The organism is Rhizobium atlanticum, from assembly GCF_030182485.1.
In the GTDB taxonomy this organism is placed as follows: Bacteria; Pseudomonadota; Alphaproteobacteria; order Rhizobiales; family Rhizobiaceae; genus Rhizobium.
In genome coordinates this window covers 54,131-79,474 of the sequence record NZ_JAQJCJ010000016.1, presented here as the reverse complement: position 1 = coordinate 79,474, position 25,344 = coordinate 54,131, and the positions used below count along the sequence as shown (strand labels likewise).

General features: G+C 62.9%; 27 protein-coding genes. 8 read left to right on the top strand and 19 right to left on the bottom strand.

What is annotated here, in order from left to right; genetic code table 11:
* Positions 1-47: 47 nt before the first annotated feature.
* The 8 genes from nadC to PH551_RS22430 form a co-directional block, all read right to left on the bottom strand.
* Positions 48-914 (bottom strand): carboxylating nicotinate-nucleotide diphosphorylase, encoded by an 867-nt coding sequence (gene nadC / locus PH551_RS22465; protein WP_285195060.1) that lies wholly within the window; start codon positions 912-914, stop codon positions 48-50.
* A gap of 1 nt (position 915) precedes the next feature.
* The gene (locus PH551_RS22460; RefSeq protein ID WP_285195059.1) at positions 916-2,460 is read right to left on the bottom strand and encodes an L-aspartate oxidase; all 1,545 of its coding nucleotides are present in this window, start codon (positions 2,458-2,460) and stop codon (positions 916-918) included.
* Positions 2,457-3,428, bottom strand: coding sequence for a quinolinate synthase NadA (nadA, locus tag PH551_RS22455; protein WP_285195058.1), 972 nt, complete (start codon positions 3,426-3,428; stop codon positions 2,457-2,459). Before nadA ends, PH551_RS22460 begins: the two co-directional genes overlap by 4 nt.
* Positions 3,429-3,497: 69 nt before the next feature.
* Positions 3,498-4,436, bottom strand: coding sequence for an NUDIX hydrolase (locus tag PH551_RS22450; RefSeq protein WP_285195057.1), 939 nt, complete (start codon positions 4,434-4,436; stop codon positions 3,498-3,500).
* Positions 4,437-4,524: 88 nt separating this feature from the next.
* Positions 4,525-5,340, bottom strand: a complete 816-nt coding sequence (locus tag PH551_RS22445) for a 3-methyl-2-oxobutanoate hydroxymethyltransferase (RefSeq protein ID WP_285195056.1) — start codon at positions 5,338-5,340, stop codon at positions 4,525-4,527.
* 26 nt (positions 5,341-5,366) lie between these two features.
* Positions 5,367-6,593 (bottom strand): NAD(P)/FAD-dependent oxidoreductase, encoded by a 1,227-nt coding sequence (locus tag PH551_RS22440; RefSeq protein WP_285195055.1) that lies wholly within the window; start codon positions 6,591-6,593, stop codon positions 5,367-5,369.
* 11 nt (positions 6,594-6,604) lie between these two features.
* Positions 6,605-6,919: a MocE family 2Fe-2S type ferredoxin gene (locus PH551_RS22435; protein ID WP_285195054.1), complete on the bottom strand. Its 315-nt coding sequence runs from the start codon at positions 6,917-6,919 to the stop codon at positions 6,605-6,607.
* A 22-nt stretch (positions 6,920-6,941) separates the two neighbouring features.
* Entirely contained in the window at positions 6,942-8,030 is a 1,089-nt protein-coding gene (locus PH551_RS22430; protein WP_285195053.1) for a fatty acid desaturase family protein, read from the bottom strand.
* Positions 8,031-8,158: 128 nt separating this feature from the next.
* Here PH551_RS22430 and PH551_RS22425 point away from each other — a divergent pair, with 128 nt between their 5' ends.
* On the top strand, positions 8,159-9,187 hold the full coding sequence (locus PH551_RS22425; RefSeq protein WP_085781298.1) for a LacI family DNA-binding transcriptional regulator: 1,029 nt from the start codon (positions 8,159-8,161) through the stop codon (positions 9,185-9,187).
* Positions 9,188-9,349: 162 nt separating this feature from the next.
* Positions 9,350-10,162 (top strand): TIM barrel protein, encoded by an 813-nt coding sequence (locus PH551_RS22420; protein WP_285195052.1) that lies wholly within the window; start codon positions 9,350-9,352, stop codon positions 10,160-10,162.
* A 58-nt stretch (positions 10,163-10,220) separates the two neighbouring features.
* Here PH551_RS22420 and cobM read toward each other — a convergent pair whose 3' ends face one another.
* On the bottom strand, positions 10,221-10,979 hold the full coding sequence (gene cobM, locus PH551_RS22415) for a precorrin-4 C(11)-methyltransferase (protein WP_285195051.1): 759 nt from the start codon (positions 10,977-10,979) through the stop codon (positions 10,221-10,223).
* A 4-nt stretch (positions 10,980-10,983) separates the two neighbouring features.
* Positions 10,984-12,216: a precorrin-6y C5,15-methyltransferase (decarboxylating) subunit CbiE gene (cbiE, locus tag PH551_RS22410; RefSeq protein WP_285195049.1), complete on the bottom strand. Its 1,233-nt coding sequence runs from the start codon at positions 12,214-12,216 to the stop codon at positions 10,984-10,986.
* Here cbiE and PH551_RS22405 point away from each other — a divergent pair.
* Entirely contained in the window at positions 12,215-12,985 is a 771-nt protein-coding gene (locus tag PH551_RS22405; protein ID WP_285195047.1) for a cobalt-precorrin-6A reductase, read from the top strand. The genes cbiE and PH551_RS22405 overlap by 2 nt on opposite strands.
* Here the strand turns inward: PH551_RS22405 and PH551_RS22400 are convergent.
* The 5 genes from PH551_RS22400 to cobF all read right to left on the bottom strand — a co-directional run bounded on the left by PH551_RS22400 (position 12,949) and on the right by cobF (position 17,283).
* Entirely contained in the window at positions 12,949-13,713 is a 765-nt protein-coding gene (locus tag PH551_RS22400; RefSeq protein WP_085781236.1) for a precorrin-3B C(17)-methyltransferase, read from the bottom strand. The two genes, PH551_RS22405 and PH551_RS22400, sit on opposite strands and share 37 nt — an antisense overlap.
* Positions 13,710-14,441, bottom strand: a complete 732-nt coding sequence (locus PH551_RS22395) for a precorrin-2 C(20)-methyltransferase (protein WP_285195046.1) — start codon at positions 14,439-14,441, stop codon at positions 13,710-13,712. The genes PH551_RS22400 and PH551_RS22395 overlap by 4 nt, the downstream gene beginning before the upstream one ends.
* Positions 14,438-15,070 carry a precorrin-8X methylmutase gene (locus PH551_RS22390; RefSeq protein ID WP_285195045.1) on the bottom strand — a complete coding sequence of 211 codons (633 nt, stop codon included), beginning with the start codon at positions 15,068-15,070 and terminating at the stop codon, positions 14,438-14,440. Before PH551_RS22390 ends, PH551_RS22395 begins: the two co-directional genes overlap by 4 nt.
* Before the next feature lie 2 nt (positions 15,071-15,072).
* Positions 15,073-16,455, bottom strand: a complete 1,383-nt coding sequence (gene cobG / locus PH551_RS22385; RefSeq protein ID WP_285195044.1) for a precorrin-3B synthase — start codon at positions 16,453-16,455, stop codon at positions 15,073-15,075.
* A gap of 63 nt (positions 16,456-16,518) precedes the next feature.
* Positions 16,519-17,283, bottom strand: a complete 765-nt coding sequence (gene cobF, locus PH551_RS22380) for a precorrin-6A synthase (deacetylating) (RefSeq protein ID WP_085781240.1) — start codon at positions 17,281-17,283, stop codon at positions 16,519-16,521.
* A gap of 200 nt (positions 17,284-17,483) precedes the next feature.
* Between cobF and repA the strand changes: the two genes are divergently transcribed.
* From repA to PH551_RS22360, 4 genes are all read left to right on the top strand, one after another.
* Entirely contained in the window at positions 17,484-18,680 is a 1,197-nt protein-coding gene (repA, locus tag PH551_RS22375; protein ID WP_285195041.1) for a plasmid partitioning protein RepA, read from the top strand.
* The gene (gene repB, locus PH551_RS22370; RefSeq protein ID WP_285195040.1) at positions 18,677-19,672 is read left to right on the top strand and encodes a plasmid partitioning protein RepB; all 996 of its coding nucleotides are present in this window, start codon (positions 18,677-18,679) and stop codon (positions 19,670-19,672) included. The genes repA and repB overlap by 4 nt, the downstream gene beginning before the upstream one ends.
* Positions 19,673-19,826: 154 nt before the next feature.
* A complete protein-coding gene (gene repC / locus PH551_RS22365) occupies positions 19,827-21,041 on the top strand; it encodes a plasmid replication protein RepC (RefSeq protein ID WP_285195038.1) in 1,215 nt (404 codons plus the stop codon).
* 169 nt (positions 21,042-21,210) lie between these two features.
* On the top strand, positions 21,211-22,344 hold the full coding sequence (locus PH551_RS22360) for an RHE_PE00001 family protein (RefSeq protein ID WP_285195037.1): 1,134 nt from the start codon (positions 21,211-21,213) through the stop codon (positions 22,342-22,344).
* 123 nt (positions 22,345-22,467) lie between these two features.
* Here PH551_RS22360 and PH551_RS22355 read toward each other — a convergent pair whose 3' ends face one another.
* Genes PH551_RS22355 through PH551_RS22345 form a run of 3 tightly spaced genes read right to left on the bottom strand, consistent with a single transcriptional unit; the run spans position 22,468 to position 24,492 of the window.
* The gene (locus PH551_RS22355; protein WP_097598777.1) at positions 22,468-23,178 is read right to left on the bottom strand and encodes a Bax inhibitor-1/YccA family protein; all 711 of its coding nucleotides are present in this window, start codon (positions 23,176-23,178) and stop codon (positions 22,468-22,470) included.
* Between the two features lie 20 nt (positions 23,179-23,198).
* Positions 23,199-23,966, bottom strand: a complete 768-nt coding sequence (locus PH551_RS22350) for an anti-sigma factor family protein (RefSeq protein WP_285195036.1) — start codon at positions 23,964-23,966, stop codon at positions 23,199-23,201.
* Positions 23,953-24,492, bottom strand: a complete 540-nt coding sequence (locus PH551_RS22345) for a sigma-70 family RNA polymerase sigma factor (RefSeq protein ID WP_085780616.1) — start codon at positions 24,490-24,492, stop codon at positions 23,953-23,955. Before PH551_RS22345 ends, PH551_RS22350 begins: the two co-directional genes overlap by 14 nt.
* Positions 24,493-24,648: 156 nt before the next feature.
* On the opposite strand from PH551_RS22345, the gene PH551_RS22340 reads away from it, so the two are divergent.
* The gene (locus PH551_RS22340) at positions 24,649-24,930 is read left to right on the top strand and encodes a hypothetical protein (protein WP_285195035.1); all 282 of its coding nucleotides are present in this window, start codon (positions 24,649-24,651) and stop codon (positions 24,928-24,930) included.
* Positions 24,931-24,948: 18 nt separating this feature from the next.
* Here the strand turns inward: PH551_RS22340 and cueR are convergent, their stop codons facing one another.
* Positions 24,949-25,338, bottom strand: a complete 390-nt coding sequence (cueR, locus tag PH551_RS22335) for a Cu(I)-responsive transcriptional regulator (RefSeq protein WP_064808024.1) — start codon at positions 25,336-25,338, stop codon at positions 24,949-24,951.
* Positions 25,339-25,344: the final 6 nt, after the last annotated feature.

Sequence of the window (25,344 nt, the reverse complement as noted above, 5' to 3'; positions counted from 1 at the left end):
CGAGCCTAATCGATCACAGTATTCGGCGCGATCTATTTGGTGCTGGTTTACGCAGCGCTGGCGGCCTCGACGAAATCGAGGCCGATATCCAGCACGGGCGCGCTGTGCGTTAGCCAGCCGACCGAAATGAGGTCGACTCCGGAAGCGGCGATTACCGCGGCCGTTGCCGGCGTCACCCGGCCCGAAGCCTCGGTGATCGCCCTCCCGGCGACGATGGCGACGGCCTCGCGCAGCTGATCCGGCGTCATATTGTCGAGCAGAACGGCATCGACACCGACCGCCATCGCTTCCTGCAGCTGATCGAGCCTGTCCACCTCGACCTCGATCTTCACCAGATGGCCGATGCCGGCCCGCGCCCTGCGGATCGCCTCGGCCACGCCGCCTGATATGGCCACGTGATTATCCTTGATCAGCACCGCGTCATAAAGCGCGAAACGGTGGTTCATGCCGCCGCCGGCCCGCACTGCATATTTCTCCAGCGCCCGCAGCCCGGGCGTCGTCTTGCGCGTGCAGGCGACCGAGGCCCTGGTGCCGCTGATAGCGGCGGCAATCCCGGCCGTGACGGTGGCGATGCCCGAGAGATGGCTGAGGAAATTCAGCGCGGTGCGCTCACCGGTCAAGAGTCCGCGCGAAGGTCCCTCGATGGTGGCGATGACGTCACCTGATTTGACCGCATAGCCGTCCTCGATGTGGCGGCGCATGACGATTTCGGGATCGACGAGCGTGAAGGCGAGGTCGGCCGCATCAAGGCCGGCGATCACGCCGGGCTGGCGGGCGGCCATCACCACCGTGGAGCGGTGATCCGAGGGAACGACCGACGCCGAGGTGATGTCGCCGGCAAGGCCGAGATCTTCGAGCAGGGCTGCCCGCACCAGGGGTTCGATAATCAGACGCGGAAGCGGAACGAGGCTCATGTCAGGCGCTCCTGGCCAGCGGATAGGGTGGTGTGACGCGGGCAATCTCCAGCGCTTGGGAAAGGCGCATCCGGCGGCGCTGCGCATCGGCGAGCTTCAGGGGAAAATCGGTGCGGGCGTGGGCGCCGCGCGATTCCATTCGGAGGCTGGCGAAGACGGCGATCAGCAGCGCGACGATGGCCGGATCGGCGGCAGGGCCGTCGGCCTCGGCAAGTGGCAGCAAAGCGGCGATCGCTCCCTGAAGAGCATCCGCATTGCGCAGCACGCCAAGATGGCGCGAGACGATCGTGCGGATGGAGGATGCGTCGGCCGGCGCCGCCAGCTGTTCTGCTGAGATGGCGCCGGTGCCGCCTGCCGGCATGGCCAATATGTCGCGTGCCGCCCGCATGCCCATGACAGCCGCCTCGAGCAGCGAATTGCTGGCAAGCCGGTTCGCGCCGTGCAGACCGGTCGACGCGGCCTCGCCGGCGACCCAAAGTCCCGGAACCGAGCTGCGGCCATTCGCATCCGTCGCGACGCCGCCCATGTGGTAGTGAACGGCCGGGCGCACCGGGACGAGGTCTTTGGCCGGATCGATGCCGGCCTCGCCGCAAAGGGCTGCTATGACGGGGAAGCGTGCAGCAAAGCGGCTGCCGAGCGCCGTGCGGGCATCGAGGAAGACGCGGCCGCCGCGGGCGATCTCGGCACTGATGGCGCGCGCCACCACGTCGCGCGGTGCAAGTTCGGCACCGGATATACGGGCCATGAACCGTTCGCCGCGTTCGTTGACGAGCAAAGCCCCCTCGCCGCGCACCGCCTCGCTGACAAGCGCCAGAGGCCTGCGGCGTGAATCGAGCGCCGTCGGATGGAACTGCACGAATTCCATGTCGGCAAGCTCGGCACCCGCCCTTGCCGCGAGCGCAATCCCCTGACCGAAATTGCCCATCGGATTGGTGGTCGCATCATAAAGCCCGCCGATACCGCCGGTGGCGAGCACCAGCCTTGCAGTCGGAAGGACGGCGGCCCCGCCGCTTGCGGTCGCGCAAAGCAGGCCGGCGACGCGCTCGCCGTCCATCAAAATCCGCCGCGCCTCGACGCCTTCGAGCACTGATATGGCAGGTGTCCGCGCCACGGCCCGCACCAGCGCTGCGATGATCGCCGCACCTGAGCCGTCGCCTTCGGCATGGACGATGCGGCGGCGATTATGGGCGGCCTCCAGTCCGAGCGAGAGTTTTCCGGCGTCATTGCGGTCGAAGCGGACTCCGGCTTGTTCCAGCGCCGCGATGGCCGCCGGCGCCTCCGCAATGATGCCGGCAGTGATGCTCCGATCGCAGAGCCCGTCGCCGGCTGCAAGCGTATCGGCCAGATGAAGTGCGGCGCTGTCGTCGGCGCCGATGCTGGCGGCAATGCCGCCCTGCGCCCAGCCGCTCGATGTCTCGGCGCCGAGGGCGGCGCGGGTCACGATCACGGAAGGTTCCGGCGCCAGCGTCAGCGCCGTCATCAGCCCGGCAAGGCCGCTGCCAACGATGACGGTGCGGCCAGTCAGTTGATCGAGGATCTCGGTCATATCGTCAGCATCCTCTCGACGGCGCGGCGCGCGGCGACGGCGATGGTCGGATCGACCGTCACTTCATGACGATTTTCCTCAAGTGCGGTGCGGATATTGGCAAGCGTGATCCGCTTCATATGCGGGCAGAGATTGCAGGGGCGGATGAACTCGACGTCGGGATGATGCACGGCGACGTTGTCGCTCATCGAGCATTCCGTCAGGAGCACCACCCGCGCCGGCTTCTGCCTGCCGACATAATCGGACATGACAGCGGTGGAACCGGCGAAATCGGCCTCCGCCACCACGTCGGGCGGGCATTCCGGATGGGCGAGAACCGTCACGCCGGGATGATTTTCACGTAGCTGGCGGACATCGTCAGCGGTGAAGAGTTCGTGCACTTCGCAGTGTCCATGCCAGGCGATGATCTCGACGTCGGTCTCGCGGGCGACGTTGCGGGCAAGATATTCGTCGGGGATCATCAGCACCTTCGGCACGCCGAGCGACTCCACCACCTGTTTGGCATTGCCCGAGGTGCAGCAGATGTCGGAGGCTGCCTTCACCGCGGCCGAGGTATTGACATAGGTGATGACGGGGACGCCGGGATGGGCCCGGCGCAGCAGCGCGATATCCTCAGGCGTGATCGAATCTGCCAGTGAACAGCCGGCGCCGAGATCGGGGATCAGCACCGTTTTTTCAGGATTGAGAAGCTTGGCGGTCTCGGCCATGAAATGCACGCCGGCCAGCACGATGACATCGGCGTCAATCTCGACCGCCTTACGGGCGAGCGCCAGGCTGTCGCCGACGATGTCCGCCACACCGTGAAAGATCTCGGGTGTCTGATAGTTGTGGGCGAGAATGACGGCATTGCGGCGGCGCTTGAGCTCGAGGATAGCGTTGACGTCGTCCTCGAACGACATCCATTCGGCTTTGGGAATGACGCGGCTGACGCGGTTGTAGAGCGAGGATGCGGAAACTGGGTGATTCATGACCGGCTCCTAATTATGCTCGATCTGAGCATATTATGGACAAAGACATATTCTCGCTGTGAGCATATGTCAATTGCGGGAGAGCGGTAATTTCGTTCCTGCGAGGGCCCGTTCTTCGAGCACCGTGTGGCGGAAGCGGAAGAGCTTGGCCGGCCGGCCGCCGGTTTCGCTTTCCGTTCCACCGGTTTCCTCGACCAATTCCTGCTGTTCGATGAGGCGGCGGAAATTCTGCTTGTGCAGCGTCAGCCCGGCCAGCGCCTCGATCGTGCGCTGCAGGCGCAGAAGCGTAAAACTCTCCGGCATCAGTTCGAAGACGACCGGCCGGTATTTGATCTTGGCGCGCAGCCGGGCGATCCCGGTCGCCAGAATCCGGCGGTGATCGGCAAACATCGCTCGACCAAGATTGGCTTCCGCCGCGCATCCGGCCTCGGCCACAAGGCCGGCTTCATACAGCAGTTCGTAGCGTTGCAGGGCCAGATCCTCATTCCAGCCGCCGCCGTCGAGGCCGAAGGTAAAGTCGGCGCGCCGATGGCGAAGGTCGCGCCGGGCCGGATCGGCATCCGCCCAGCTTCTCAGGCGTGCCACGATCTCGTCCAGCACGGCCGGCCGGCCCTGCCGATGGTCTTCCCAGGGAAAATAGTCGTACCAGCCGTGCCACCCCGGCCGGCCGGCGCCCGCCTGCTCGTTGACGAGGCCGAGATAGCTGATCGAGATCGTCCGCCCGCCAAGAATCTCGTTGTTCCGGTCGCGGTCGGCGAAGGTATAGAGTTGTTCGAGATAACCGACCGGGTGTTCGGTCTGCTCCTGCACCCATTCGCGCAGGCCCGATTGCAGGGTTCGATGGCCCATTTCGAACGGACCTGACGGCAGCGCATTGCCGGAGCGGATGGTCATGACGCGCGGCTCATCCCCCGTCACCGCGGCGAGCACTGCAATCAGTTCCGCATGCGCAAAGCCGATCGTCACAGGGGGCCGAATACTCCGTCCTAAATGAATCGAACGGATCATTCCTGCCACAGGCGGCGACGGAAGCCAATGGAACTTTCCCCCTCTCCCCGCTGGGCCCCGCTGGGAAGAAGGGAGTCGCCGGTAAGCGTCAGCGCTTTCCCGTCTCGTTGGTCAACCGGTCGAGGAAAATCTTCAGTTCGGCCTCGTCGATACCGACGCAATGACGCTTTTCCGGATAGGCGCCGGTCCTGACATCCTCGGCGAATTCGGTGAAGGCGGCGATGCGTTCGCGCTGCAGCCTGTCATATTCAGCGGCGAAGTTGCGGTAGACCTTGGCATGGCGCGGATAATGGCAGCGATTGGCGCCGAGCACATCGTCGGCGAAGAGATATTGGGCGTCGCAGCCGCTGCCTGCCCCCATGGAGATCATCAGCATCGAGGTGTTGCTGCTGATGGCGGCGGCGACATCCCCCGGCACGACTTCGATTTCGGCGGCGAAGGCGCCGGCCTCTTCCAGCGCCTTGGTCTGCCGCCAGATCTCGCCCGCACTTGCCGCCGTCTTGCCGACGGCGCGAAAGCCGCCCGTCCAGGTCGCTTTCGAGGGGATCAGCCCGAGATGGCCGCAGACGGGAATGCCCTCGTCGCGCAGGCGCCGGATCGTCTGCAGGCTGGCGGCGCAATAGACGGCATCGCCGCCGGCCTTCAGCGCCGCGAATGCGGCGCGCAGATAATCTTCCGCCGAGACATGATCACCATATTCGAGACCCGGAATGGCAAAGGGCGTGGGGGCGATCTCGCGGAAGATCGGACCGAGCAGCGACGGCGGCACCGAGACAATGTCGATCCCGGCCTTTTCGGCGGCTTCGGCCTCCTCGAGCGAGGTGACGCGCAGCATGGTCAGCTGGCGCCTGCCCTTTTCCGCAAGCAGATCGGCAACGGTTGCACGCTTATGTTTTTTCATCATCAATTCCTTTGAAAATATCGGGAGGCTCAGGCGGCCAGAAGGGATTTCAGCTTGATGTTGCTTGATGTCAGCGCAGCAGGGTCTGGATGGGCGCCAGCCGCGATCAACATCTCAGCAAGCCTGATGTCGCGCGCCACGGCGTTGCCCGGTCCGATGCCGCTGGCGGCGACCAACCGGCGATCGTGGTCGAGGTGAAAGAGAATGAAGGCGTTCGGGCCGAGGTCGCGACGCAGATGCAGCACCGCCCCTTCGGCGAGGCCTGCTATCTGCAGCGTCATGTCATATTGATCCGACCAGAACCACGGCACGGATGAAACGGGTTCGGCGAGGCCGAGCATGTTGGCTGCGGCCAGCGTGCCCTGCTCCTGGGCATTGCGCCAGGATTCAAGCCTTACCCGCCGGCCACCATAGATCGGCAGCGGAAATGAGCAGCAGTCGCCGGCGGCAAAAGCATCAGGCGCGGAGGTCCGCAGATAAGTATCGACGGCAATGCCGTTTTCGATTGCAAGCCCCGCCCTTTCGGCGATATCGACATTCGGCCGTGCGCCGATGCCGACGAGGGCGAGATCGGCCTCTACCACCTCGCCAGTCGATAGTTTGACGACGGCCTTCCCGCTTTCCTCGGTCAATGTCTCGATCGAGACGCCGCAGCGGATATCGACACCTTCGGCCCGGTGGCGTTCGGTGAGCAGATGGGCGATTTCTTCCGGCACGCCGCGTTTCAGCACCCGCTGCAGCCCCTCGATAACGGTGACGTCGGCGCCAAGCAAGCGCGCCGTCGCGGCAAGTTCCAGCCCGATGAAGCCGCCGCCGATAATGGCGATATGCCGCCCCGGCTTCATGACTTCGCGCAGGGCGGCCGCATCATCGTGGGTGCGAAGCGAACGAATATGGGGATTGCCTTCCGGGGCGCCGGGAAACGATCGGGCGGCCGCGCCCGTCGCTAGCAGAAGCTTATCGTAGGAGAGCGTGGTGCCATCCGCAAGCATGACCGTCCGGGAGGCAGGATCGAAATCCCTGGCCTCAATGCCGGTCAGTAGCCGGATGGCGCTTTCGGCGTATTTTTCCGCAGCGGCGATGAATTTCGGATCGCCGGCATCGGCAGCAGACGCCTTGGAAAGGGGCGGCCGCTCATAGGGGTGAAGGGGTTCGGCGCCAACGAGCGTTATCTCGCCGGCAAAACCTTTTTCCCGCAGAGCGAAAGCGGCGCGGGCACCGCATTCGCCCGCACCGAGGATGACGAAATGAGCCACATCAGCCTCCCTCAGACCGAAATGAAGACGGAGCCGCCTTCGACCTTTACGGGATAGGTCCTGAGATTGACGCAGACCGGCGCGCCCTTGGCTTCGCCCGTCTTGTAGTTGAAGCGGCCGTTATGTTTCGGGCATTCGATGACTTCATCCATCACAAGACCGTCGGCGAGATGGATATGTTCATGGGTGCAGAGCCCGTCGGTGGCGAAGAATTCGTCGTCGGGGCTGCGGTAGACCGCGAAGGTGCGCCCGCCATGATCGAAGCGGATAACATCCTCTTCGTCGATCTCGTCCTTGCCGCAGACTTCGATCCAGTTTCCACTCATGTTTAACCTCCCTCGATTGTGATCATTGCGCCGCCGGGGCGAGTTCGTTGTGGAATTCCTCGCGGTAGGGCCGCGCGGTCGCCGGCAGTTCCCGCTTCAGGAAATAATCCTCGTTGCGCAGCTGGCGCAGGAAAGCTGGGATCATTTCGCGGTAGCCCGACCAGATCGACCGGTTCGGCGCCGGCAGATCGTGCTTGATCATAGCGTGCAGCCGGGGCAGCGCGTGATAGGGCACCATCGGGAACATGTGATGTTCGACGTGATAGTTCATGTTCCAATAAATGAAACGGCTGACGGGGTTCATATAGACCGTGCGGCTGTTCAGCCGGTGATCGATGACATTGTCGGCAAGGCCGCCATGCTGCAGGAGCCCGGTCAGCACATGGTGCCAGGCGCCGTAGAGGCGCGGGAGGCCGATCAGCATCAGCGGCAGGATCGAGCCGGTGGCGACCGCGACGGCGATTGTCGCCAGATAGATCGCCAGCCAGATGCGGGCGAAGCGGATCGCCTTCGGCTGCTCCATCTCCGGAATAAAGGTCTTTTCCGCCGCGCTGATGACGCCGAAGGCATTGCGCAGCATATCGACCATCGCATGCCAGACGTCGAGGATGCCGAAGAAATTGAGGATCAGCCGGAAGAGATCCGGCGGCCGCATAACGGCGATCTCCGGATCGCGGCCGACGATGACCGTATCGGTGTGGTGGCGCGTATGGCTCCAGCGCCAGGTCACCGGATTGCGCATGATCATGAAGCAGGCGATCTGGTAGACGGCATCGTTCATCCAGCGTGTTTTGAAGGCGGTGCCATGGCCGCATTCGTGCCAGCGGCTGTCGGAGGCTGAGCCATAGAGCACGCCATAGGCGAGAAAGAAGGGCAGCGCGATCCAGGAACCCCAAAAATAGATGCCGAGACCGGCAAAGACGACCATGCTGCCGAGCCAGATGGCGGTGTCACGGATCGCCGGCGCATCGGAGCGCTGCATCAGCGCCTTCATCTCCTTGCGCGGAATCTCCGTGTGATACCATTCGGCAGCCGCCAGTCCCGTCTCCACCGCGGTGCGACCACTTTCCCCGAGCAGGTCGTAGTCACGCTTCTTTGTCTGGCTCGCCATTATCCGCCTCCTATGCTGTTGCCGAGAGATTAGGTTGACTTTGGGCGACGCTCAATGCAGGCTTGATGTAATCTATCAAAAGCCATCATGCATGGCTCGCATCCATGAGCGAATACATCAGGGATACCATGCGCCGCCCCACCATCTCCGATCTCGCCCGCGCCTCCGGCGTCAGCGTCGCCACCGTCGACCGCGTTCTCAACGCCCGTCATCGTGTGCGGGAGGAAACGGCGCGGCGGGTCTATGATGCGGCGCAGGAGATCGGCTATCACGCCGTCGGCCTCATCCGGCAGCGCGTCTTCGAAGATCTGCCGCAATACAAGCTCGCCTTCCTGTTGCAGAAGCCGACGCAGGCCTTCTATCAGACCTTCGCCCGCGAAATCGAAACAGCGGCGCGCGCCGTCACCACCGCCCGTCTCCAAATCCAGATTGAATACCCATCTGCGACGACCCCTGCCGCCATCAATGAGAAGATCAAATCGCTCGGCGCCCGCAATCAGGCCGTAGCCGTCGTCGGCCCGGACTATCCCGCGGTGACGACCGCGGTGGAGGAATTGAAGGAGCGCGGCATTCCCGTCTTCTCGCTGCTCTCCGATCTCGCCACCGGCGTGCGCGACGCCTATGTCGGCGTCAACAACCGCAAGGTGGGACGCACCGCCGCGTGGATGATTGCGCGCACGGCGCACAGGCCAGGCAAGGTCGCCTGTTTTGTCGGCAGTCACCGCTTCCACGGCCATGAACTGCGGGAGATCGGTTTCCGCTCCTATTTCCGGGAGAACGCGCCGGAATTCGATGTCGTCGAAACATTGATCAACCTGGAGACCGCCGAAATCACCCATGAGGCAACGCTGACGCTGCTGCAGAAACATCCCGACCTCGTCGGCCTTTATGTCTGCGGCGGCGGCATGGAGGGGGCAATTTCGGCGTTCCGTGAAGAAGGTGTCGGCGGCCGGATCGTGCTTGTCGTCAATGAGTTGACGCCGGAGAGCAAGGCCGGTCTCGCCGACGACATCGTCACCATGGTGGTCGCCACGCCCCTGCCCGCGCTCTGCAAGGAGCTTTTATCGCTGATGCTCGGCGCGATAGAGCATGGTGAGGCCGCCGTTCCCGGCCAATCCTTCCTGCCTTTCGATATCTACATTTCCGAGAATATCTGAGGAGTGATGGAATTCTCTCATCTCGGCTGAAATTCTTTCAGCAATGAGGGCGAGCGCCGGCGATGACGGATGGTTTGCCCGACAAATTGAGATAGAGATTCGCTCGCCCATTCACGAATACCGCTCCGCTTATGTCGCGGAGATGAGGAGGAGATATCCGTCATGACTTCGATCCGTTTTGCGATGAACCATATGGCTGCGCCGTCCCTCGCTATCGATGATTTCTTCGCGCTGGCAAAGTCGCTCGGCATCGACTCGGTCGAGATCCGTAACGACCTTTCCGGCAATGCCATTCTCGACGGCACCAAGCCCGAAGCGATCAGAGAGGCCGCCGCCCGCCACGGCCTGACGATCATTTCGATCAACGCCCTGCAGCGCTTCAACGAATGGAATGAAGCGCGCGCCAGGCAAGCGCAGGAATTGATCGACTATGCCAGCGCATCGGGCGCTAAGGCGCTCGTCCTCGTTCCGAAGAACGACGGCACAGGCTGCGCCGACGGCGAACGCCAGGCCAATCTGCGTGAGGCCTTGTCCGCACTGAAGCCAATGCTGGATAAGGCCGGCATTATCGGCCTCGTCGAGCCGCTCGGTTTCGAGATCTGCTCGCTGCGCTCAAAAACCGAGGCGGCCGAGGCGATCAAGGAGCTCGGCGCGCAATCGACCTTCAAGCTCGTTCACGACACCTTCCACCATCACCTTGCCGGCGAAGCCGCAACCTTCCCCGAACTGGCCGGCCTCGTGCATATTTCCGGCGTCAGCGATCCCTCGGTTTCCGTTGCCGATATGCGTGACTCCCATCGCGTGCTCGTGGACGGCGACGACCGACTCGACAATGCCGGGCAGATCAAGGCGCTGCTGCAGGCGGGCTATAAGGGTCCGTTCTCCTTCGAACCCTTTGCTGCGGAAGTTCATGCGGTCAAGGACCCGGCCGCTGCGCTGCGCGCCAGCATGGATTATCTGACCACGCGGGTCTGAAGCCCGATGCACGCTTCTCTTCACGATCGGCCGCCGGCGAGCGGTCGATCGTAACCCACTATTCCCGGCTTCGGAATCGACGCTGATAGGCCGGATCATAGAGCGAGCTCTCGCGAAAATCTTCCGCCGCCAGCGACGGTCCGACGAAGATGATCGCCGTGCGTTCGATCGGTTCGGCCGCAACCTTTGCCTCGATATCGGACAGCGTACCGCGCAGGATGCGCTCGTCCGCCCACGAGGCCTTGACGACGATGACGACCGGGCAATCGGCGCCGTAGAGGGGTGTCAGTTCCTCCACGACCTGCTTCAGCGCATGGATTGCCAGATGGATCGCGAGTGTGGCGCCCGTCGCGCCGAATTTCGCCAGCGTCTCGTCGTTCGGCATCGGCGAGGCGCGGCCGGAAACGCGGGTGAGCACCAGGCTTTGGGCGACGGCCGGGATCGTCAGTTCTCGTCCGAGTGCCGCGGCCGCGGCCGCAAAGGCTGGAACGCCCGGTGTCATCGTATAGGCGATTCCGTGCTTCTGCAGTCGGCGCACCTGTTCGGCGACCGCGCTCCAGACGGAGAGGTCGCCGGAGTGCAGCCGGGCGACATCCTGGCCGGCGGCAGCGGCGCGGAGATATTCCGCCTCGATCTCATCGAGCGACATCGGGGCAGTATCGATAATGCGCGCCCCAGGCGGGCAATATTGCAGCAGTTCCGGCGAGACGATCGAGCCGGCATAGAGGCAGACCGGGCAGCGGGCGACGAGATCGCGGCCACGCACTGTGATCAGATCCGCGGCGCCCGGCCCCGCTCCAATGAAATGCACCGTCATCCCGCTATCCTTTCGTCCAGCGCCATTGCGTCACCGGCATCGCCGGCCGCCAGCCGCTCATGCTGCCGAGCGGCACAGCGCGCGATATTTCGATCCGCGTGAGGGAGCCGCCGCGTTTGCCATGTTCGCAGATCAACGCCGCCTCCATGTCAAGCGTCACGCCATTGGCGACGAGCCGCCCTCCCCGCTTCAGCGCAGTGATGGCAGTGCCGATGACATCAGGTACGCTGCCGCCGCCGCCGAGGAAGATCGCATCCGGTTCCGGCAGGCCTCTCAGCGCATCGGGCGCTGAACCCTCGACAACGGCCAGATGCGGCACGCCGAGGGCAGTTGCGTTGCGGGCAATCCGCGCCGCCCGCTCCGCCGATTGCTCGACGGCGATCGTCTTCAGCGATGGATCGGCCAGCATCCATTCGATGCCGATCGATCCCGAGCCGGCGCCGATATCCCAGAGCAGTTCGCCGTGACGTGGCGCAAGCGCCGAAAGCGTCATCGCCCGGATTTCCCGTTTGGTGATCTGACCGTCATGCTCGAACAGATCATCCTCGAGACCTGCGGCAAAAGGCAGGATGCGAGCCCCCTTTCCTGCCGTAACCTCGAGCGCGCAGACGTTCAGGGGATCGATGTCAGTGAGATCGAAATCCAACGCCACGGCGTGTCTCTGTCGTTCCCGCGCACCGCCCAACGCTTCGAGTACGGTAAGTCTCGACTGACCGAAGCCGCTGGCGACAAGCAAGGCAGCAAGCTCGCCGGGTCCATTTTCATCAGAGGTCAGAGCAATGATGCGCCGCCCGGGGTGCAGATGCGGTCGGACAAGGTCGAGCGGGCGTCCATGCAGCGAGATCGTCGTCACGTCCTGCTGCGGCCAGCCGAGCCGGGAGGCGGCAAGGCTGAAGGCCGAAGGCGCGGGAATGACGCGCATCTCTTCCGCCGCGACACGGCGGCAGAGGGTTGCGCCGACTCCATAGAGAAACGGATCGCCGGAGGCGAGCACGACGACAGGCGTGCCGCGCCGTTCAAGGACGGCATCGACCGAGCGCTCGAACGGGCTCTGCCAGGCAAGCGCTTCGCCCGATATCAGCGATGCGGCAAGCGCATGGTGCCGCGCTCCCCCAAAAACGGCGGGTGCGTTCGCTATCAGCCTCTTCGCCTCCTCGCCCAGCCCTGCTGGACCATCTTCGCCGATGCCGATAATAGTCAGCCAGCGCTTGCTGCAAGTGGGAAAGACATCAGACATGGGAAGACTTCGCATCCTGATTCTCGGCGGCACGAGCGAAGCGCGCCTGCTCGCCGAAGCGCTCGCGGCGCGTGATGATTGCGATATTCTGCTGTCGCTGGCAGGACGTACCGAGAAACCGGCCGAGCAGCCTGTTCCGGTCCGTATTGGTGGTTTCGGCGGTGCCATGGCGCTGGCCGACTTTTTGAAAGCCGGCGGCTACGGGCTGCTTATCGACGCCACGCACCCTTTCGCCGAACGAATTTCCGAAAATGCCGCCATCGCGGCCGCGGCCGCCCCTCTCGCTGCGATCGCTCTGCGCCGTCCCGAATGGCAACGCTTGCCGGGCGATCGCTGGCGGGAAGCGCAGAGCATCCCGGCGGCCATCGAGGCGCTCGGCCAATCTCCCCGCCATGTCTTCCTGGCGACGGGCCGGCAGGGCGCTCACCACGCAGAAGTGGCGCCGCAACATCACTATCTCATCCGCAGCGTCGACCCCCTCGAACGGCCGCTCAGGCTTGCGAATGCCCAATACATCCTCGGTCGCGGCCCCTTCACGCTGGAAAGCGAATGCACTTTGCTGAGGCAGCATCATATCGATGTCGTCATTGCCAAGAACAGCGGCGGCACCGCCACCTATGCGAAGATCGAGGCGGCGCGCCTGCTCGGCATCGAGGTGATGATGGTGGCGCGCGCGCCGTCGCCGATCATCACATCGGTCGAAACCGTCGAGGCGGCGCTTGCGGCGGTCGATCACCTCTTTCCTCCCGCCATGAAACGCGGAGTGTAGACCAGGTCGGGCTTGCCGGAACGCGCGACGATCCGCGTTTCGGCGGAGCCGATGATGATGCAGGTCGCCATATCGGCGATCGATGCATCCGCTTGCGATAGCGGCTGCACCGCGATGTGCTCGTTTGCCCGCCCGGCCGCGCGCCCGAAAATCACCGGGGTTGTTGCCGGCAGATGGTCGCGCAGCAGCTTGAAAGCCTCGCCGAGTTGCCACGGCCGCGCCCGGCTGATCGGATTATAGAGCGCGATGACGAAGCCCGCCTTTGCCGCCAGTTCAAGCCGAGTTTCGATGATATTCCAAGGTTTTAGGTTATCTGATAGCGATATTGCGCAGAAATCGTGCCCAAGCGGCGCCCCGGCTCTTGCTGCCACCGCCAGCATCGCCGTGACGCCGGGAAGCACGGTAAGATCGACGGCGCGCCACGCCGCCGGCCCGTTCTCGATTGCCTCGCAGACGGCAGCGGCCATGGCGAAGACACCGGGATCGCCGCCGGAGACGATGCAGACGTTGGCGCCATCCGCTGCCATGGAAAGCGCCGCCCCTGCCCTGTCGAGCTCCTCGCGATTGTCCGACGCATGCCGCAGCTGATCGGAGCGGAGCTGCAGCCGTTCGAGATAAGGTCCGTAGCCGAAGAAATCCGTCGCCGCATCGACGGCGGCCAGCGCTTCCGGCGTCATCTGCTCGGGATTGCCGGGACCGGTGCCGATGACGAAAAGCCTGCCACTCATCGGCTGCCCTCCCAGCCCGGCACCAGCACGAGCGAGAAATAGGGCGCATCGCCGTCGCTCCTGTCGGCAAGCTTTTCCATCGCCGCGTTCGCCATGGTGCCGCGCTCGACATAGAGGGCGTCCGCAAGCCGGCCGGCTGCCGAAAGCGCCCGGCGGATTTTCGGCAGATTGCGGCCGACCTTCATGATGACGGCAGCTTGGGTATCGACAAGGCGCCGCGTCAGTTCGCCTTCGGCCATCGTACCGGGCAGTACGGAAAGCACGTCGTCGCCCTGGACGATCGGCATGCCGGCCAGCGACCAGCAGCCCGACATGGCGCTGATGCCGGGGATCACTTCAGTGGGGTAGTGCGTGGAAAGCCTGACGTGCAGGTGCATATAGGAGCCGTAGAAGAGCGGGTCGCCTTCGCTGAGAACGGCGACGGTCCGCCCGGCGTCGAGATGCCCGACAATGTCTCTTGCAGATCGGTCGTAGAACTCGGTGATCAGGCTCTGATAGCGTTCGTCATTCTTGTCGATCTCGGTGGTGACGGGATAGTAGAGCGGCAGCAGAGTGACCCAAGGTTTCAGCAGCGGCTCAACGATCGCCTTGCCGTTACCGCCCCTGCCCTGCTTGGCAAAGTAAGCGATGACATCCGCGCGTTCGATGGCGCGCACGGCCTTGAGGGTCAGAAGTTCGGGATCGCCGGGACCCGTGCCGACGCCGATGAGACGGCCTGGTGTCGTCATAGGCCCGGCCTTGCCAGCGCATTGATGGCGGCAGCCGTCATGGCGCTGCCGCCGAGCCGGCCTCGCACGATGGCGAAGGGGACGCCATAGGAATTTTCCGCCAGCGCATCCTTCGATTCCGCCGCGCCGACAAAGCCGACGGGCATGCCGAGGATCGCAGCAGGTTTCGGCGCGCCGTCGCGCAGGAGTTCGAGAAGATGGAAGAGCGCCGTCGGGGCGTTACCGATCGCGACGATGCTCCCGCCGAGCCGATCGAGCCAGAGATGCATGGCGGCGGCGGAGCGTGTATTGCCGATCTCGCGCGCGAGCTCCGGCGTTGCGGGATCGCGCAACGTGCAGACCACCTCGTTCAGCGCCGGCAGCCGCGCCCGCGTGACGCCATGCGACACCATTTCCGCATCGCAGAAGATCGGCGCGCCGGCCTTCAGCGCATCGCGTGCGGTGCTGACGAAATCGGTGGAAAAGAGGAAATTCTTCGCCGCTTCCACCAGGCCGCAAGCGTGAATCATGCGAACGGCAATTTCAGCCTCGTCTTCGGTGAAAAGCGAAAGATCGGCCTCGGCGCGGATGATCGCAAAGGAACGCTCGTAGATCGCGTCGCCGCTGCGGATGTAATCGTAGTCTGGCATTCTTATTCCTGTCGCGGCGCCTTCGAAACGCCGGTTGCGCCAAGCCGTGTAAGGCAGGCGGCGGCCGATTCGCCAGCGTTCCTGTTGTCTTCGATGAACCGGGCGAGCCTCTCTATAGCGAAATCGATCCGACTGCCAGCGATCCGTTCATCCGGCAGATCTGAAGCAAGCCCGTTGAGGATGAGGTCGTAACCTTCGGCTGTGCCCGAAAGGGTCAGCGCCGGCCGGGCATGAGCACAGCCCTTGGCGCAGCCGGAGAGATGCAGCGTCAGTGAACCGTCGAAGAGAGCGGGTGCCGCGGCGAGGATGCGGCGCGCCAGGGTTCTTGTCTCGTAGAAGGCGGAGCCGCAGGCGCCGGCGCCGGCGCAGGCAGCGACATATTCGCTTTTCTCGCCGGGTTGCGCACTGAAGCCATGCCCGGCCGCTGCGATCTGCATAGCCGGGACTGTATCTGCCGGCAGCCCGATGAGGAAGAAGACACGGCCGGGCGCAAGCCGGGTGGCTGTTGCGCCATGGGCGCTGGCGAGATTGATGAAGGCGGTCAGGTCGGTCGCCCGCATCTGTCCGAATTCCGGCCTCACCCCGAGCACGGTTTTGCCGTCCGCAAACCGATGCAGGCCGGCAAGCGGCATGCTTGCCGCGCGTGACGGAACGGAGCGAAGCTGATCCATAGCGTGAAAACGTGCCCGTAAAAGCGCCGGATCGATATGCCGCGCCCGCTTGCCCTGCCCGAGCGCTGCCAACAGGCTCAGAATTTCGCTAACGGCCGATATCGCCGCCTCCGCAGGACCGACCGCCACCGGCGTTGCCGTTTCGCCAGCTCCTTTGATCGCAACGAGCCATTGTGCGCCGGGCTGTGCGACGATACGGATATCGGCCGAGAGCGCCGACAAACCGAACGCTCCGCCGCCGTCGATAATGAGGGAGAGTTTTGGCGCGAGCCGTGGCGAGGCGAGCAGCTGTGCGAGCTTGCTGCGCAAGGTCTTTTCCAGTGCTGCTGGATCGCCTGTCTCCTCAGGATCGATACCGTGCAGTGGCGATATTTCGATTGCCGGCCCGTCCGGCACGGCGATCCCGGCGGCATCGATATCGGCGGCGAGCCGCTTGACGGTTTCAGCCCGCAGTCCGCGGATCTGCAGGTTGCCGCGGGCGGTGATTTCCAAGATGCCGTTTCCATGCTCTGCAGCCGAGCGGGCAAGCGCTGAGAATTGCGCTAGCGTCAAGGCGCCACCGGCCGGACGCAACCTTACGAGCAAACCATCGCCGGTCGGCATCGGTGCGGCAAGGGCCGGGCAGGCGCCGCGCGGGCGTGGCTTCGCCGTCGGCCGATCATCGAGATCCGCCTCGCCTGTCCTGTCGATTGCCTTGGCGGCCTTCGTGCCCATTCTCAATCCTCTGATCATCTCTTACATGATCGCGGCCGGTGCGGCAAAACATGACGGCGCCGGCTATTCCTCGAAGTCGCGTCCCTTACGCAGCAGATATATGTCCATGATCCAGCCGTGCCGCTGTCTCGCCTCGGAACGCAGCGCCTGAATATCGGCGGCGATGTCTGCGAGCCGTCCCGACCGGATGATCTCGTCCCCGGTGCCGAGATAGGCGCCCCAGAAGATCTCTGCGTCTGGATCGTCGATCTTCGTAAAAGCCTGTTCGCCATCGAGCATGACGACCGTTGAAGCAGCCTGGAGCCCGTCGCGCGCTAGCCTGCGCCCGGTGGTGATCTCAACCGGCTTGCCGACGAGGTTGAGCGGGATTTTGTGGCTGGCCGCCAGGGCCTGGATGCTGGTGATGCCGGGAACGACGCTGAAGTCGAAATCCAGGCCGGCGGCCTGCCGCACGCGTTCGATGATGCGGATCGTGCTGTCGTAGAGGCTGGGATCACCCCAGACGAGAAAGGCGCCGCTGCCTTCATCGGGGAGGCTGGAGATCAGCTGTAGATAGATGCGGGCGATTTCGCCATGCCATGCGTCGACGCTTTCCGCATAGGTTCTCTCTGCTGTCTGCCGTTGCGGCACCTCGAATTCCGATATCCTGACGCCTGGCCGGGTGATGTAGCGCTCGCAGATGTCACGCCGAACCGCGGCGAGCTCTTCCTTGCCTGCGCCCTTGACCGGTAGGAAGATCGCATCGGCGGCGTTCATCGCCTTGATCGCTTGCATGGTGAGATGCTCCGGGTTGCCCGTGCCGATGCCGATGATAAGGATGTGCCTCAAGCCGATACTCCCGTGGTTCCTGGCGGTCTTGCCGAAAAAGCCGGCTCGCTGCAAGGGCAGAGCAGCGAGTTGGCCGCGGCCAACCGAGCCTGTGGACGCGCCGGAGCCCTATTCTTGCTGCAAATGCCGAATCGTGTCACTTTCGATACGCTTTTTGACGCTCTGTTGACAGAAAAGCGCATCGAAAAGGATTGGGTGTTTTGGACAACATTAGCGTATCGACGACGGACGTGCGGATCGAGCGGCATGCGAACCAGCTTTCGCGCCAACTGAAGCTTCTCCGCGACAAGCTGTTTCCGCCGCTTGCGCAGAAGACGCTGCGCACATTTTCTTCCGGCGAAGCCGCCCAGATGATCGGCGTTTCCGATGGTTATCTTCGCCAGCTTTCGCTGGATGGCAAGGGGCCGCAGCCGGAGCTTTCCTCAAATGGTCGACGCTCCTATACGCTCGGGCAGATCAATGAATTGCGCCATTACATGGCGAACCTCAAGCCGAAGGACGCGCTGAGTTATCTTCCGTGGCGTCGCCCCGGCGAAAGGCTGCAGACGGTCGCCGTCACCAATTTCAAGGGTGGTTCGGCCAAGACGACGACGACACTCTATCTGGCGCAATATCTGGCGTTGGAGGGGTACCGGGTGCTGGCGATCGATCTCGACCCGCAGGCCTCGCTCTCCTCCATGCTGGGCGTTCAGCCGGAATTCGATCTTTCCGACGGCGATACACTTTATGGGGCCATTCGCTACGATGCGGCTCGTAAGCCGCTGAAGGAGATCGTCCGCAAGACCTATTTCGACGGACTCGATCTGGTGCCCGGCAATCTCGAGCTGATGGAGTTCGAGCATGAGACGCCGCGGGCGCTCAATGATCGCCAGAAGCCGGCCGAGCTGTTTTTCCGCCGCGTCGGCGTCGCGATTGCCGAGGTCGAGGCCGATTACGACGTGGTGGTGATCGACTGCCCGCCGCAGCTCGGCTACCTCACCCTCGGTGCCGTTTGCGCTGCCACGTCGCTGCTCATCACCATCCATCCGCAGATGGTCGATGTCGCCTCCATGTCGCAGTTCCTGTTGATGACCTCGGATCTTCTCTCTGTGGTTCGCAGGGCCGGCGGCGACCTGCAGCACGACTTCATCAAATATGTCGTCACCCGCCACGAACCCTTTGATGCGCCGCAGTCGCAGATCGTCGCGCTGCTGCGCAGCCTCTTCGGTGACGACGTGCTGACGGCAACCATCCTCAAATCGACAGCAATCGCAGATGCCGGGCTGACGAAGCAGACGCTTTACGAAATTGAGAAGGGGCAGGTGCGCCGCTCGACGTATGACCGGGCGCTGGAATCAGTCAACGCTGCCAATGGCGAGGTTCTTGCCGGCATTCACAAAGCCTGGGGCCGCACATGAGTAGACGCGATCGCCTAAAAGGTCTTTTCGACGATACGGCGCAGGAGTTGGCCGCGGCCAACTACGAGGAGCCGTCTTCGCGCGGATCGGCCGGGCCGGTGCGGACAATGGCGCTGACCCTCGGCCGCATGGAGGAAGAGAGCAAGGCGATGCAGGAAGCTTTGCTCTCCGGCGAGCGCATCGTCGAACTCGATCCCGATCTGATCGATTCTTCCTTCGTCCGCGACCGCCTTGCCGACCAGCCGCTCGATCTTGAGGACGAGCTGGTGCAGTCGATTGCCGACAATGGCCAGGAAGTGCCGATCCTTGTTCGGCGACATCCCGAAGTCGGCGAGCGTTACCAGATCGCCTACGGCCATCGCCGGCTGCAGGCCGTCAAGCTGCTCGGACGCAAGGTGCAGGCGATCGTCCGTCAGCTCGACGACACCGATGTCGTTATTGCGCAGGGCATCGAGAATTCTGCGCGCCGGAACCTTTCCTATATCGAACGCGCCGTCTTCGCTCTCAATCTCGAGCTCAAGGGTTTTGAGCGTCCTGTCATCATGAAGGCGCTGTCTACAGACAAGACGGAGCTATCGAAGCTGTTGTCGGTCGCCAAGGCCATTCCGGCCGAAATCATCAGGTCGGTGGGGGCCGCGCCCGGTATCGGACGACGCAAGTGGATGGCGCTTGCCCAAGACTGGAATGGGACGGCGGCGCCGCGGCTTGCGAAGCTTATCGCCTCGGATGGGTTCAGGGCGGAGGAGAGCGACCGCCGATTCGAGCTGCTGGTCGCCGAACTCGCCAGGAAAGAGGCGAAGCCGGAGCCCTCCGAATATGACTGGAAGCCGAAGAATGGCGGCAAGATTGCCGGCCGAATCAGACGCGCCGGCAATTCCTTCACGATCGCGTTGAAAACAGGCGATGCGCCGGATTTCGGCGCTTACATTTCACGCCGTCTCGATGAGCTTTACGAAGCCTATCAGGCCGGCAAGTTGCAAGCAGGAGAGTAGGCCGCAAAAGAAAAAAGCCTCCGAACGTTGCCGTCGCGGAAGCCTTTCTCATATCTGGACAATCTGAGAATCGCACTTCCTCGAATCAGTGTCAAGCATCTTCGGCATCCTTTTGGATGGTAGATTTCTTTTGCCTTGAAAAAAGGTGAGGGACATGGAGCCTCAATATGTATCGACGCCCTTCGGGCGGCGATCGATGACGCTTGGCATGCTGGCAAGTCAGGAAAGCGCCAGCAGGATCGATGCGGACGCATCGGTCGACAAATGGAAGATCTTTCGCGCTCTCTGCGAAGCAAAGAGCATGATCGGCGTGTCCGACCGTGCGCTTGCCGTTCTCAACGCGCTGTTGACCTTCTATCCGAAGAACGAGATTGCCGAGGCCAACGGTTTCGTCGTCTTTCCGTCGAATGAGCAGTTGTCGCTGCGCACCCATGGCATGGCCGGAACGACGCTGCGGCGAAATCTGGCGATGCTGGTGGAGGCAGGCCTGATCATCCGGCGCGACAGTCCGAACGGAAAACGTTTTGCCCGCCGCAACGGCGAGGGCGGGCTTGGGGAAGCCTTCGGCTTCAGCCTGGCGCCACTCCTCGTGCGCGCTCGCGAGATCGAAGCACAGGCGGCGCAGGTGCTTGCCGACAAGCTTGAATGGAAGCGTCTGAGGGAGCGGCTGAGCCTTTGCCGGCGTGATATCGCCAAGCTCATCGAGATCGCGCTGGAAGAGCAAATTGCCGGCGAATGGATCGAGATGCAGCAGCATTTCAATCGCCTCTCGGCAAGCCTGCCCCGCCGCCCATCGACCGCGGAGATCCGGAGTCTGCTGACCGATCTCGAAGGCTTCCGCGAACTGATCGTCAAGACGCTGGAATCGAAGACAAAAGCAAAAAAAACAGACGCCAATGACAGCCAAAACGGTCAGCACATACATAATTCAAACCCACACCCCATCTCTGAACTTGAACCAAGCTTCGAAACGAAGCAGGGCGCAAAGCCGGAGGAAGAAGCGCGGCCGTGGCGGGAGCCACCGAAATCCTTCCCCCTTGCCATGGTGCTGCAGGCCTGCCCTGAGATTGTTGCCTATGGGCCGGGTGGCGGGATCGGCAGCTGGCGGGATTTGATGGTCGCCGCCGTCGTCGTCCGTTCCACTCTCGGCGTCAGTCCCAGCGCCTACCAGCAGGCCTGCGATGTTATGGGGCCGGAAAATGCTGCCACGGTAATCGCCTGCATTCTCGAACGCGGCGGCCATATCAATTCGGCGGGCGGCTATCTGCGTGATCTGACGCGGCGGGCGGAGCGCGGTGAATTCTCGCTCGGTCCGATGCTGATGGCGTTGATGCGGGCCAATGGTCCGATGGCGAGAAAAACCGGATGAACGCCCCAAAAGCTTCGCGTCAGGTGCAGAGGTTAAAGGGATTGTGGATCGGCGATCTTCTTCGCTTCCTTCCCCGCGCTTCTGTTGAAACAAACCGTTAACCATGTCATAGATGGCGGAAGGAAATGGCTATTTTGCTTCCATTTGTGAAAAACCATAAAGCTTAACAATGCGCTATGATATCGACGGTGTAATGCTTCAAACCCTGCTTCCATTGCTTGCCGCGGCGGAGGATGCGGTGGCGCGACTGGACGAGCGGGTGTTGCGTTCGTCGGTTGGTGAGGGATTTGCTGAACGCAGTCACTTTTTCGATGCCGCAGGTGCGTTATGGGTCGCCGGCGAGCTCGTTCATGTCGAGGATCTCGTTCTGCACGACGCGCATATGGATAGCCGCGCTCCTAGCCACGAGCTGACGATCGCCCATTCGGTGCTGCGAACGCGTCGGCGCATATGGACCGGCGAACCGTCCTGGGCTCTCGGCGCCCCGGGGCTGGCAACGCTGACAGCGACCACAGGGGAAGGGGAGGGCCTCACTCAGGAAGCCAAGAGCCGGGCGGCTGCGGTCGAGGCCGACGATGAGGGCGAGGATGAAGACGCGCCGCTCGCCGCCGAAATGGCCGAGATCGATGCCATTCTTGCCCGCTCGCAGAAGCTCATCGACATCCATACGGGCAAAGCGCCGCCTGGCGAGGCGGCCGCAATATCACCGGCCAAGCGCAACGATGACCCTCTCGGCCTGCTTGGCGACGAGGAATGGGATGAGGAGCAGCGGCTTTCGGAGTGGCGGTGCGTGCTGCCCCTGGCCGACAACCTGCCGCCGGTTCTAGGCGCCGTGATCCTGTTCGAAGCCTGGGACAGGATCGAGCCGTTGCGGCGTCAGCATTGGCTCGGCGGGCTTCTGGTCGAAAGCTACCTGCGCGCCCGCGGCAAGGTCGCTTCGCATCTCTTTTCCTTTTACGGCGGGTTGAAATTGGTGCGCCACGAGCGGCGTCGGGCCCGAGACCGGGTGACGCGGCTGCAAGCTTTTCTCGAAGCGATGCAGCTGGCTGCGGCGGCCGGCCTCAAGGAAATCGACCGGTTATCGCTGGCCCGCACGCAAATGGAGCTGCGCTTTCGCGGCCGTCGCTCGAACAGTAGCCTGCCGGAGCTTGCCGATTTCATCCTGTCGCGGCCGATGGTGTCGGCAGCGATGATCGCCCGTCAGCTGCGCATCACGCCGCGCGGCGCACTCAACCTCGTCAACGAGATCGGCATTCGTGAAATCACCGGCCGCGGCCGCTATCGCGCCTGGGGCATCATCTGAAATAAAAACACGGCCGGGTGGACCTCCGGTCCGTACCTTTGAGAGTGAGCGCCCGGTCTGCCATCCTGTCACAGATTGCAGACCGGACGCTCTTGCGCTTCCATTGCCCCCAGAAGCGCGGTCCTATTCCCGCTCGCCGGTGAAGTTGAGCAGAAGCTGGAAGATGTTGACGAAGTTCAGGTAGAGCGAGAGCGCACCGAAAACGGCAAGCTTCTGGTTCGATTCCTGATCGTAATTTTCCGAATATTGTTCCTTGATGTTCTGCGTGTCATAGGCGGTCAGGCCGACGAAGACGACGATGCCGATCACCGAGATGGCAAACTGCAGCGCGCTCGAACCCAGGAAGATGTTGACGATGGCGGCGATGATGATGCCGAACAGACCCATCATCAGGAACGAGCCCATCTTCGAGAGGTCACGCTTGGTGGTGTAGCCGTAAAGGCTGGTGGAGCCGAACATGGCCGCGGTGATGAAGAAGGTCTGGGCGATGCTCGTCTTGGTGAAGACCAGGAAGACGGAGGCAAGCGACAGGCCCATCACGGCGCAGAAGGCCCAGAAGGTGATCTGAGCGGTGCTCGCCGACATGGTCTGGATGCGGAAGGAGAAGAAGAAGACGAAGGCGAGGGGCGCGAGCATCACTACCCACTTCAGCGGTGAGCCGAAGATCGGGACATAAAGCGCCGGCGTCGAGCCGACGATGAAGGCAACGATGCCGGTGATGACGAGGCCAAGGCCCATATAGTTGTAGACGCGCAGCATATGCTGACGCAGACCCTCGTCGAAAAGGGCCTGTGAGCCGGCGACGGCTCCATAGCGGGGATTGATCGGGTTCATGCTGATCTCCTCGGTTTGAACTAGTAGAGCGAGCGGGCGAGCCGTTCGGCCGCCTGATCGAGATTGAGGCCGCTATCGTCGGCGATCAGCGCATAGGCGACGTCGCCGATCTGCCAATAGGCGGCTTCTGCTTTTTCGAGTGCGAGATGGCTGACCGGCCGGACTTCGAAGGCTCCCGGCCGGACGGCGAAAAGCGACAGCCGTTTTCCATCGGCCACCATGATCGCCATCTCGACGCTCGGTCCGAATTCGGACGGGAATATCTGCACGTCGGCGATCTTCCAGTCTTTCGGCAACTCAGGCATGACGATCGCGGTGGCGGCGCGGATGTCCTCGGCACTGTAGCTGGTCGGGGTCTGCGAAGGCATCGAGGCGCGAAGGGCCGCGGTCTGATAGGCGCGGACAGCATCCTCGACATAAGCAGGCGCCGGAACGGAAGCCGCCACCTCGGTCGCCGAAAAAGCGCCGAAGGAATTATGCGCCACCCAGCCGGCGGTGAGCAGAATGCCGACGGCGGCGATGCGCTGCATGGAATGAAGGATACGGCCATAGGAAAGGCCGCGCTCCAGCCGGCGGGCGGCATCGCGGGTCTCAGGACGGCCGAGGGCATTTTCGCCGGCAAGCGCCAAGCGCAGCTCACCTTTCATGCTGAGATCGGCCATGACCTTGGCGGCAATCGCCGGATTCTCCGAGAGATAGGACTCGACCTGAATACGGCGTGCGACATCGAGCTCGCCATCGACATAGGCATCGAGATCGGCATCGATGATCGGATCAACTGCTTTCATTGCCGCTCCCTCCGATTAATTTGAGATGCGAAACGCGCGGCGTCTTCTCCTCGAATTCGCGCAGTTGCGCCCGGGCACGGGAGATGCGCGACATCAGGGTGCCGATCGGAATACCGAGCGCATTGGCGGCTTCCTGATAGGAAAGGTCTTCGATGGCAACGAGATGCAGCGCCTCGCGCTGTTCCTCCGGCAGGTCGAAGAAGGCGTCGCGCACCTGCTGCAGGCGCACCGCATGTTCCTGGCCGGCCGGCAGCGACTGCTCGCCTTCGACAGCCGCTTCGTCGTGGCGACGCGTCAGCGACCGGTTCCGGCGAAGACGATCGATATGGGCATTGTGCAGGATGGAAAGCAGCCAGGTGCGCAGATTGCCACCGCTTCGGAAGCTTTTTCTCTTCTCTAAGGCGCGCACCAGAGCATCATGCACCAGGTCCTCCGCCTCGTCCGAGTTGCGCACCAGGGCGCGCGCATAGCGCCGCAGCGCTGCAAGCTGTCCGATGACATCGAAGGGGCGGTCTTTGCGTTCCATGCTTGAGTATACGCAACCGCTGCGGATTTTATTCCCGGCGGCATAAAAAATGATGCGGGGAAATACCACCCGTCAGCGCATGCCCTTAAATCGGCGATTGTTTATGACAATTACATGACAGATCGTCACCCCGCTGATTTGCAGGGACGATATAGGATGAAGGAAAAGAAGCGGGTCTACGAAGCTCTCGTGGACGGCGCCATGGAAGGGCTGACGGGTGAGGCACTCTATGATTTCGTCAAGGCGCGATGCCCGAAAGCCACCAGCAAGAAGATCGTCAGAGCTTCGCTTCTCGCTCTGACCGATCCTCATCTCAAAGACCGCAATATTCTCGACGTGATTTACGCGCTTGCGATCAAGCACCGCCTCGATGAGGGCGTGTTTGACGACGGCGACGATGAGCCCGCCGAACCGGCGCCGTTCCAGACGGTCAGCTAGAGCCTTCCGGCTTACCGGTCAGCGACCGTCCGAGAGCTCTTCGAGAATCGGGCAATCCGGTCGGTCGTTGCCATGGCAGGCATGCACGAGGTGCTCGAGGGTGCGGCGAAGTTCCGTCAGCTCGCGGATCTTGCGGTCGATTTCTCCGAGTTTCGTCTCGGCAATGTCCCTGACATCGGCGCTCGCCCGGGCTTTGTCCTCATAAAGCGCCAGCAACTGCCGGCATTCCTCGACGGAAAAGCCGAGGCCGCGCGAACGCTGCAGGAAGCGCAGCTTGTGAACATCGGCCGCAGCATAGTCGCGATAGCCGTTTCCGCCCCTTTCGGGGCGGATCAGGCCAATATCCTCGTAGTAGCGGATGGTCTTCGAAGGCAGGCCGGACCGCTCAGATGCTTCGCCGATATTCATGGCCGT

Bases quoted from the DNA above. Each gene is read 5' to 3' on its own strand.
- PH551_RS22420 (WP_285195052.1), top strand. From the start codon at position 9,350: ATGACTTCGATCCGTTTTGCGATGAACCATATGGCTGCGCCGTCCCTC.
- PH551_RS22350 (WP_285195036.1), bottom strand. From the start codon at position 23,966: ATGAAAGCAGTTGATCCGATCATCGATGCCGATCTCGATGCCTATGTC.
- PH551_RS22345 (WP_085780616.1), bottom strand. From the start codon at position 24,492: ATGGAACGCAAAGACCGCCCCTTCGATGTCATCGGACAGCTTGCAGCG.
- PH551_RS22450 (WP_285195057.1), bottom strand. From the start codon at position 4,436: ATGATCCGTTCGATTCATTTAGGACGGAGTATTCGGCCCCCTGTGACG.
- PH551_RS22395 (WP_285195046.1), bottom strand. From the start codon at position 14,441: ATGACGACACCAGGCCGTCTCATCGGCGTCGGCACGGGTCCCGGCGAT.
- nadC (WP_285195060.1), bottom strand. From the start codon at position 914: ATGAGCCTCGTTCCGCTTCCGCGTCTGATTATCGAACCCCTGGTGCGG.
- cueR (WP_064808024.1), bottom strand. From the start codon at position 25,338: ATGAATATCGGCGAAGCATCTGAGCGGTCCGGCCTGCCTTCGAAGACC.
- PH551_RS22390 (WP_285195045.1), bottom strand. From the start codon at position 15,070: ATGCCAGACTACGATTACATCCGCAGCGGCGACGCGATCTACGAGCGT.
- cbiE (WP_285195049.1), bottom strand. From the start codon at position 12,216: ATGTCTGATGTCTTTCCCACTTGCAGCAAGCGCTGGCTGACTATTATC.
- PH551_RS22355 (WP_097598777.1), bottom strand. From the start codon at position 23,178: ATGAACCCGATCAATCCCCGCTATGGAGCCGTCGCCGGCTCACAGGCC.
- PH551_RS22360 (WP_285195037.1), top strand. From the start codon at position 21,211: ATGCGCTATGATATCGACGGTGTAATGCTTCAAACCCTGCTTCCATTG.
- PH551_RS22460 (WP_285195059.1), bottom strand. From the start codon at position 2,460: ATGACCGAGATCCTCGATCAACTGACTGGCCGCACCGTCATCGTTGGC.
- PH551_RS22405 (WP_285195047.1), top strand. From the start codon at position 12,215: ATGGGAAGACTTCGCATCCTGATTCTCGGCGGCACGAGCGAAGCGCGC.
- PH551_RS22425 (WP_085781298.1), top strand. From the start codon at position 8,159: ATGCGCCGCCCCACCATCTCCGATCTCGCCCGCGCCTCCGGCGTCAGC.
- PH551_RS22445 (WP_285195056.1), bottom strand. From the start codon at position 5,340: ATGATGAAAAAACATAAGCGTGCAACCGTTGCCGATCTGCTTGCGGAA.
- cobM (WP_285195051.1), bottom strand. From the start codon at position 10,979: ATGACGGTGCATTTCATTGGAGCGGGGCCGGGCGCCGCGGATCTGATC.
- repC (WP_285195038.1), top strand. From the start codon at position 19,827: ATGGAGCCTCAATATGTATCGACGCCCTTCGGGCGGCGATCGATGACG.
- PH551_RS22430 (WP_285195053.1), bottom strand. From the start codon at position 8,030: ATGGCGAGCCAGACAAAGAAGCGTGACTACGACCTGCTCGGGGAAAGT.
- cobG (WP_285195044.1), bottom strand. From the start codon at position 16,455: ATGGGCACGAAGGCCGCCAAGGCAATCGACAGGACAGGCGAGGCGGAT.
- PH551_RS22435 (WP_285195054.1), bottom strand. From the start codon at position 6,919: ATGAGTGGAAACTGGATCGAAGTCTGCGGCAAGGACGAGATCGACGAA.
- repB (WP_285195040.1), top strand. From the start codon at position 18,677: ATGAGTAGACGCGATCGCCTAAAAGGTCTTTTCGACGATACGGCGCAG.
- PH551_RS22400 (WP_085781236.1), bottom strand. From the start codon at position 13,713: ATGAGTGGCAGGCTTTTCGTCATCGGCACCGGTCCCGGCAATCCCGAG.
- nadA (WP_285195058.1), bottom strand. From the start codon at position 3,428: ATGAATCACCCAGTTTCCGCATCCTCGCTCTACAACCGCGTCAGCCGC.
- PH551_RS22340 (WP_285195035.1), top strand. From the start codon at position 24,649: ATGAAGGAAAAGAAGCGGGTCTACGAAGCTCTCGTGGACGGCGCCATG.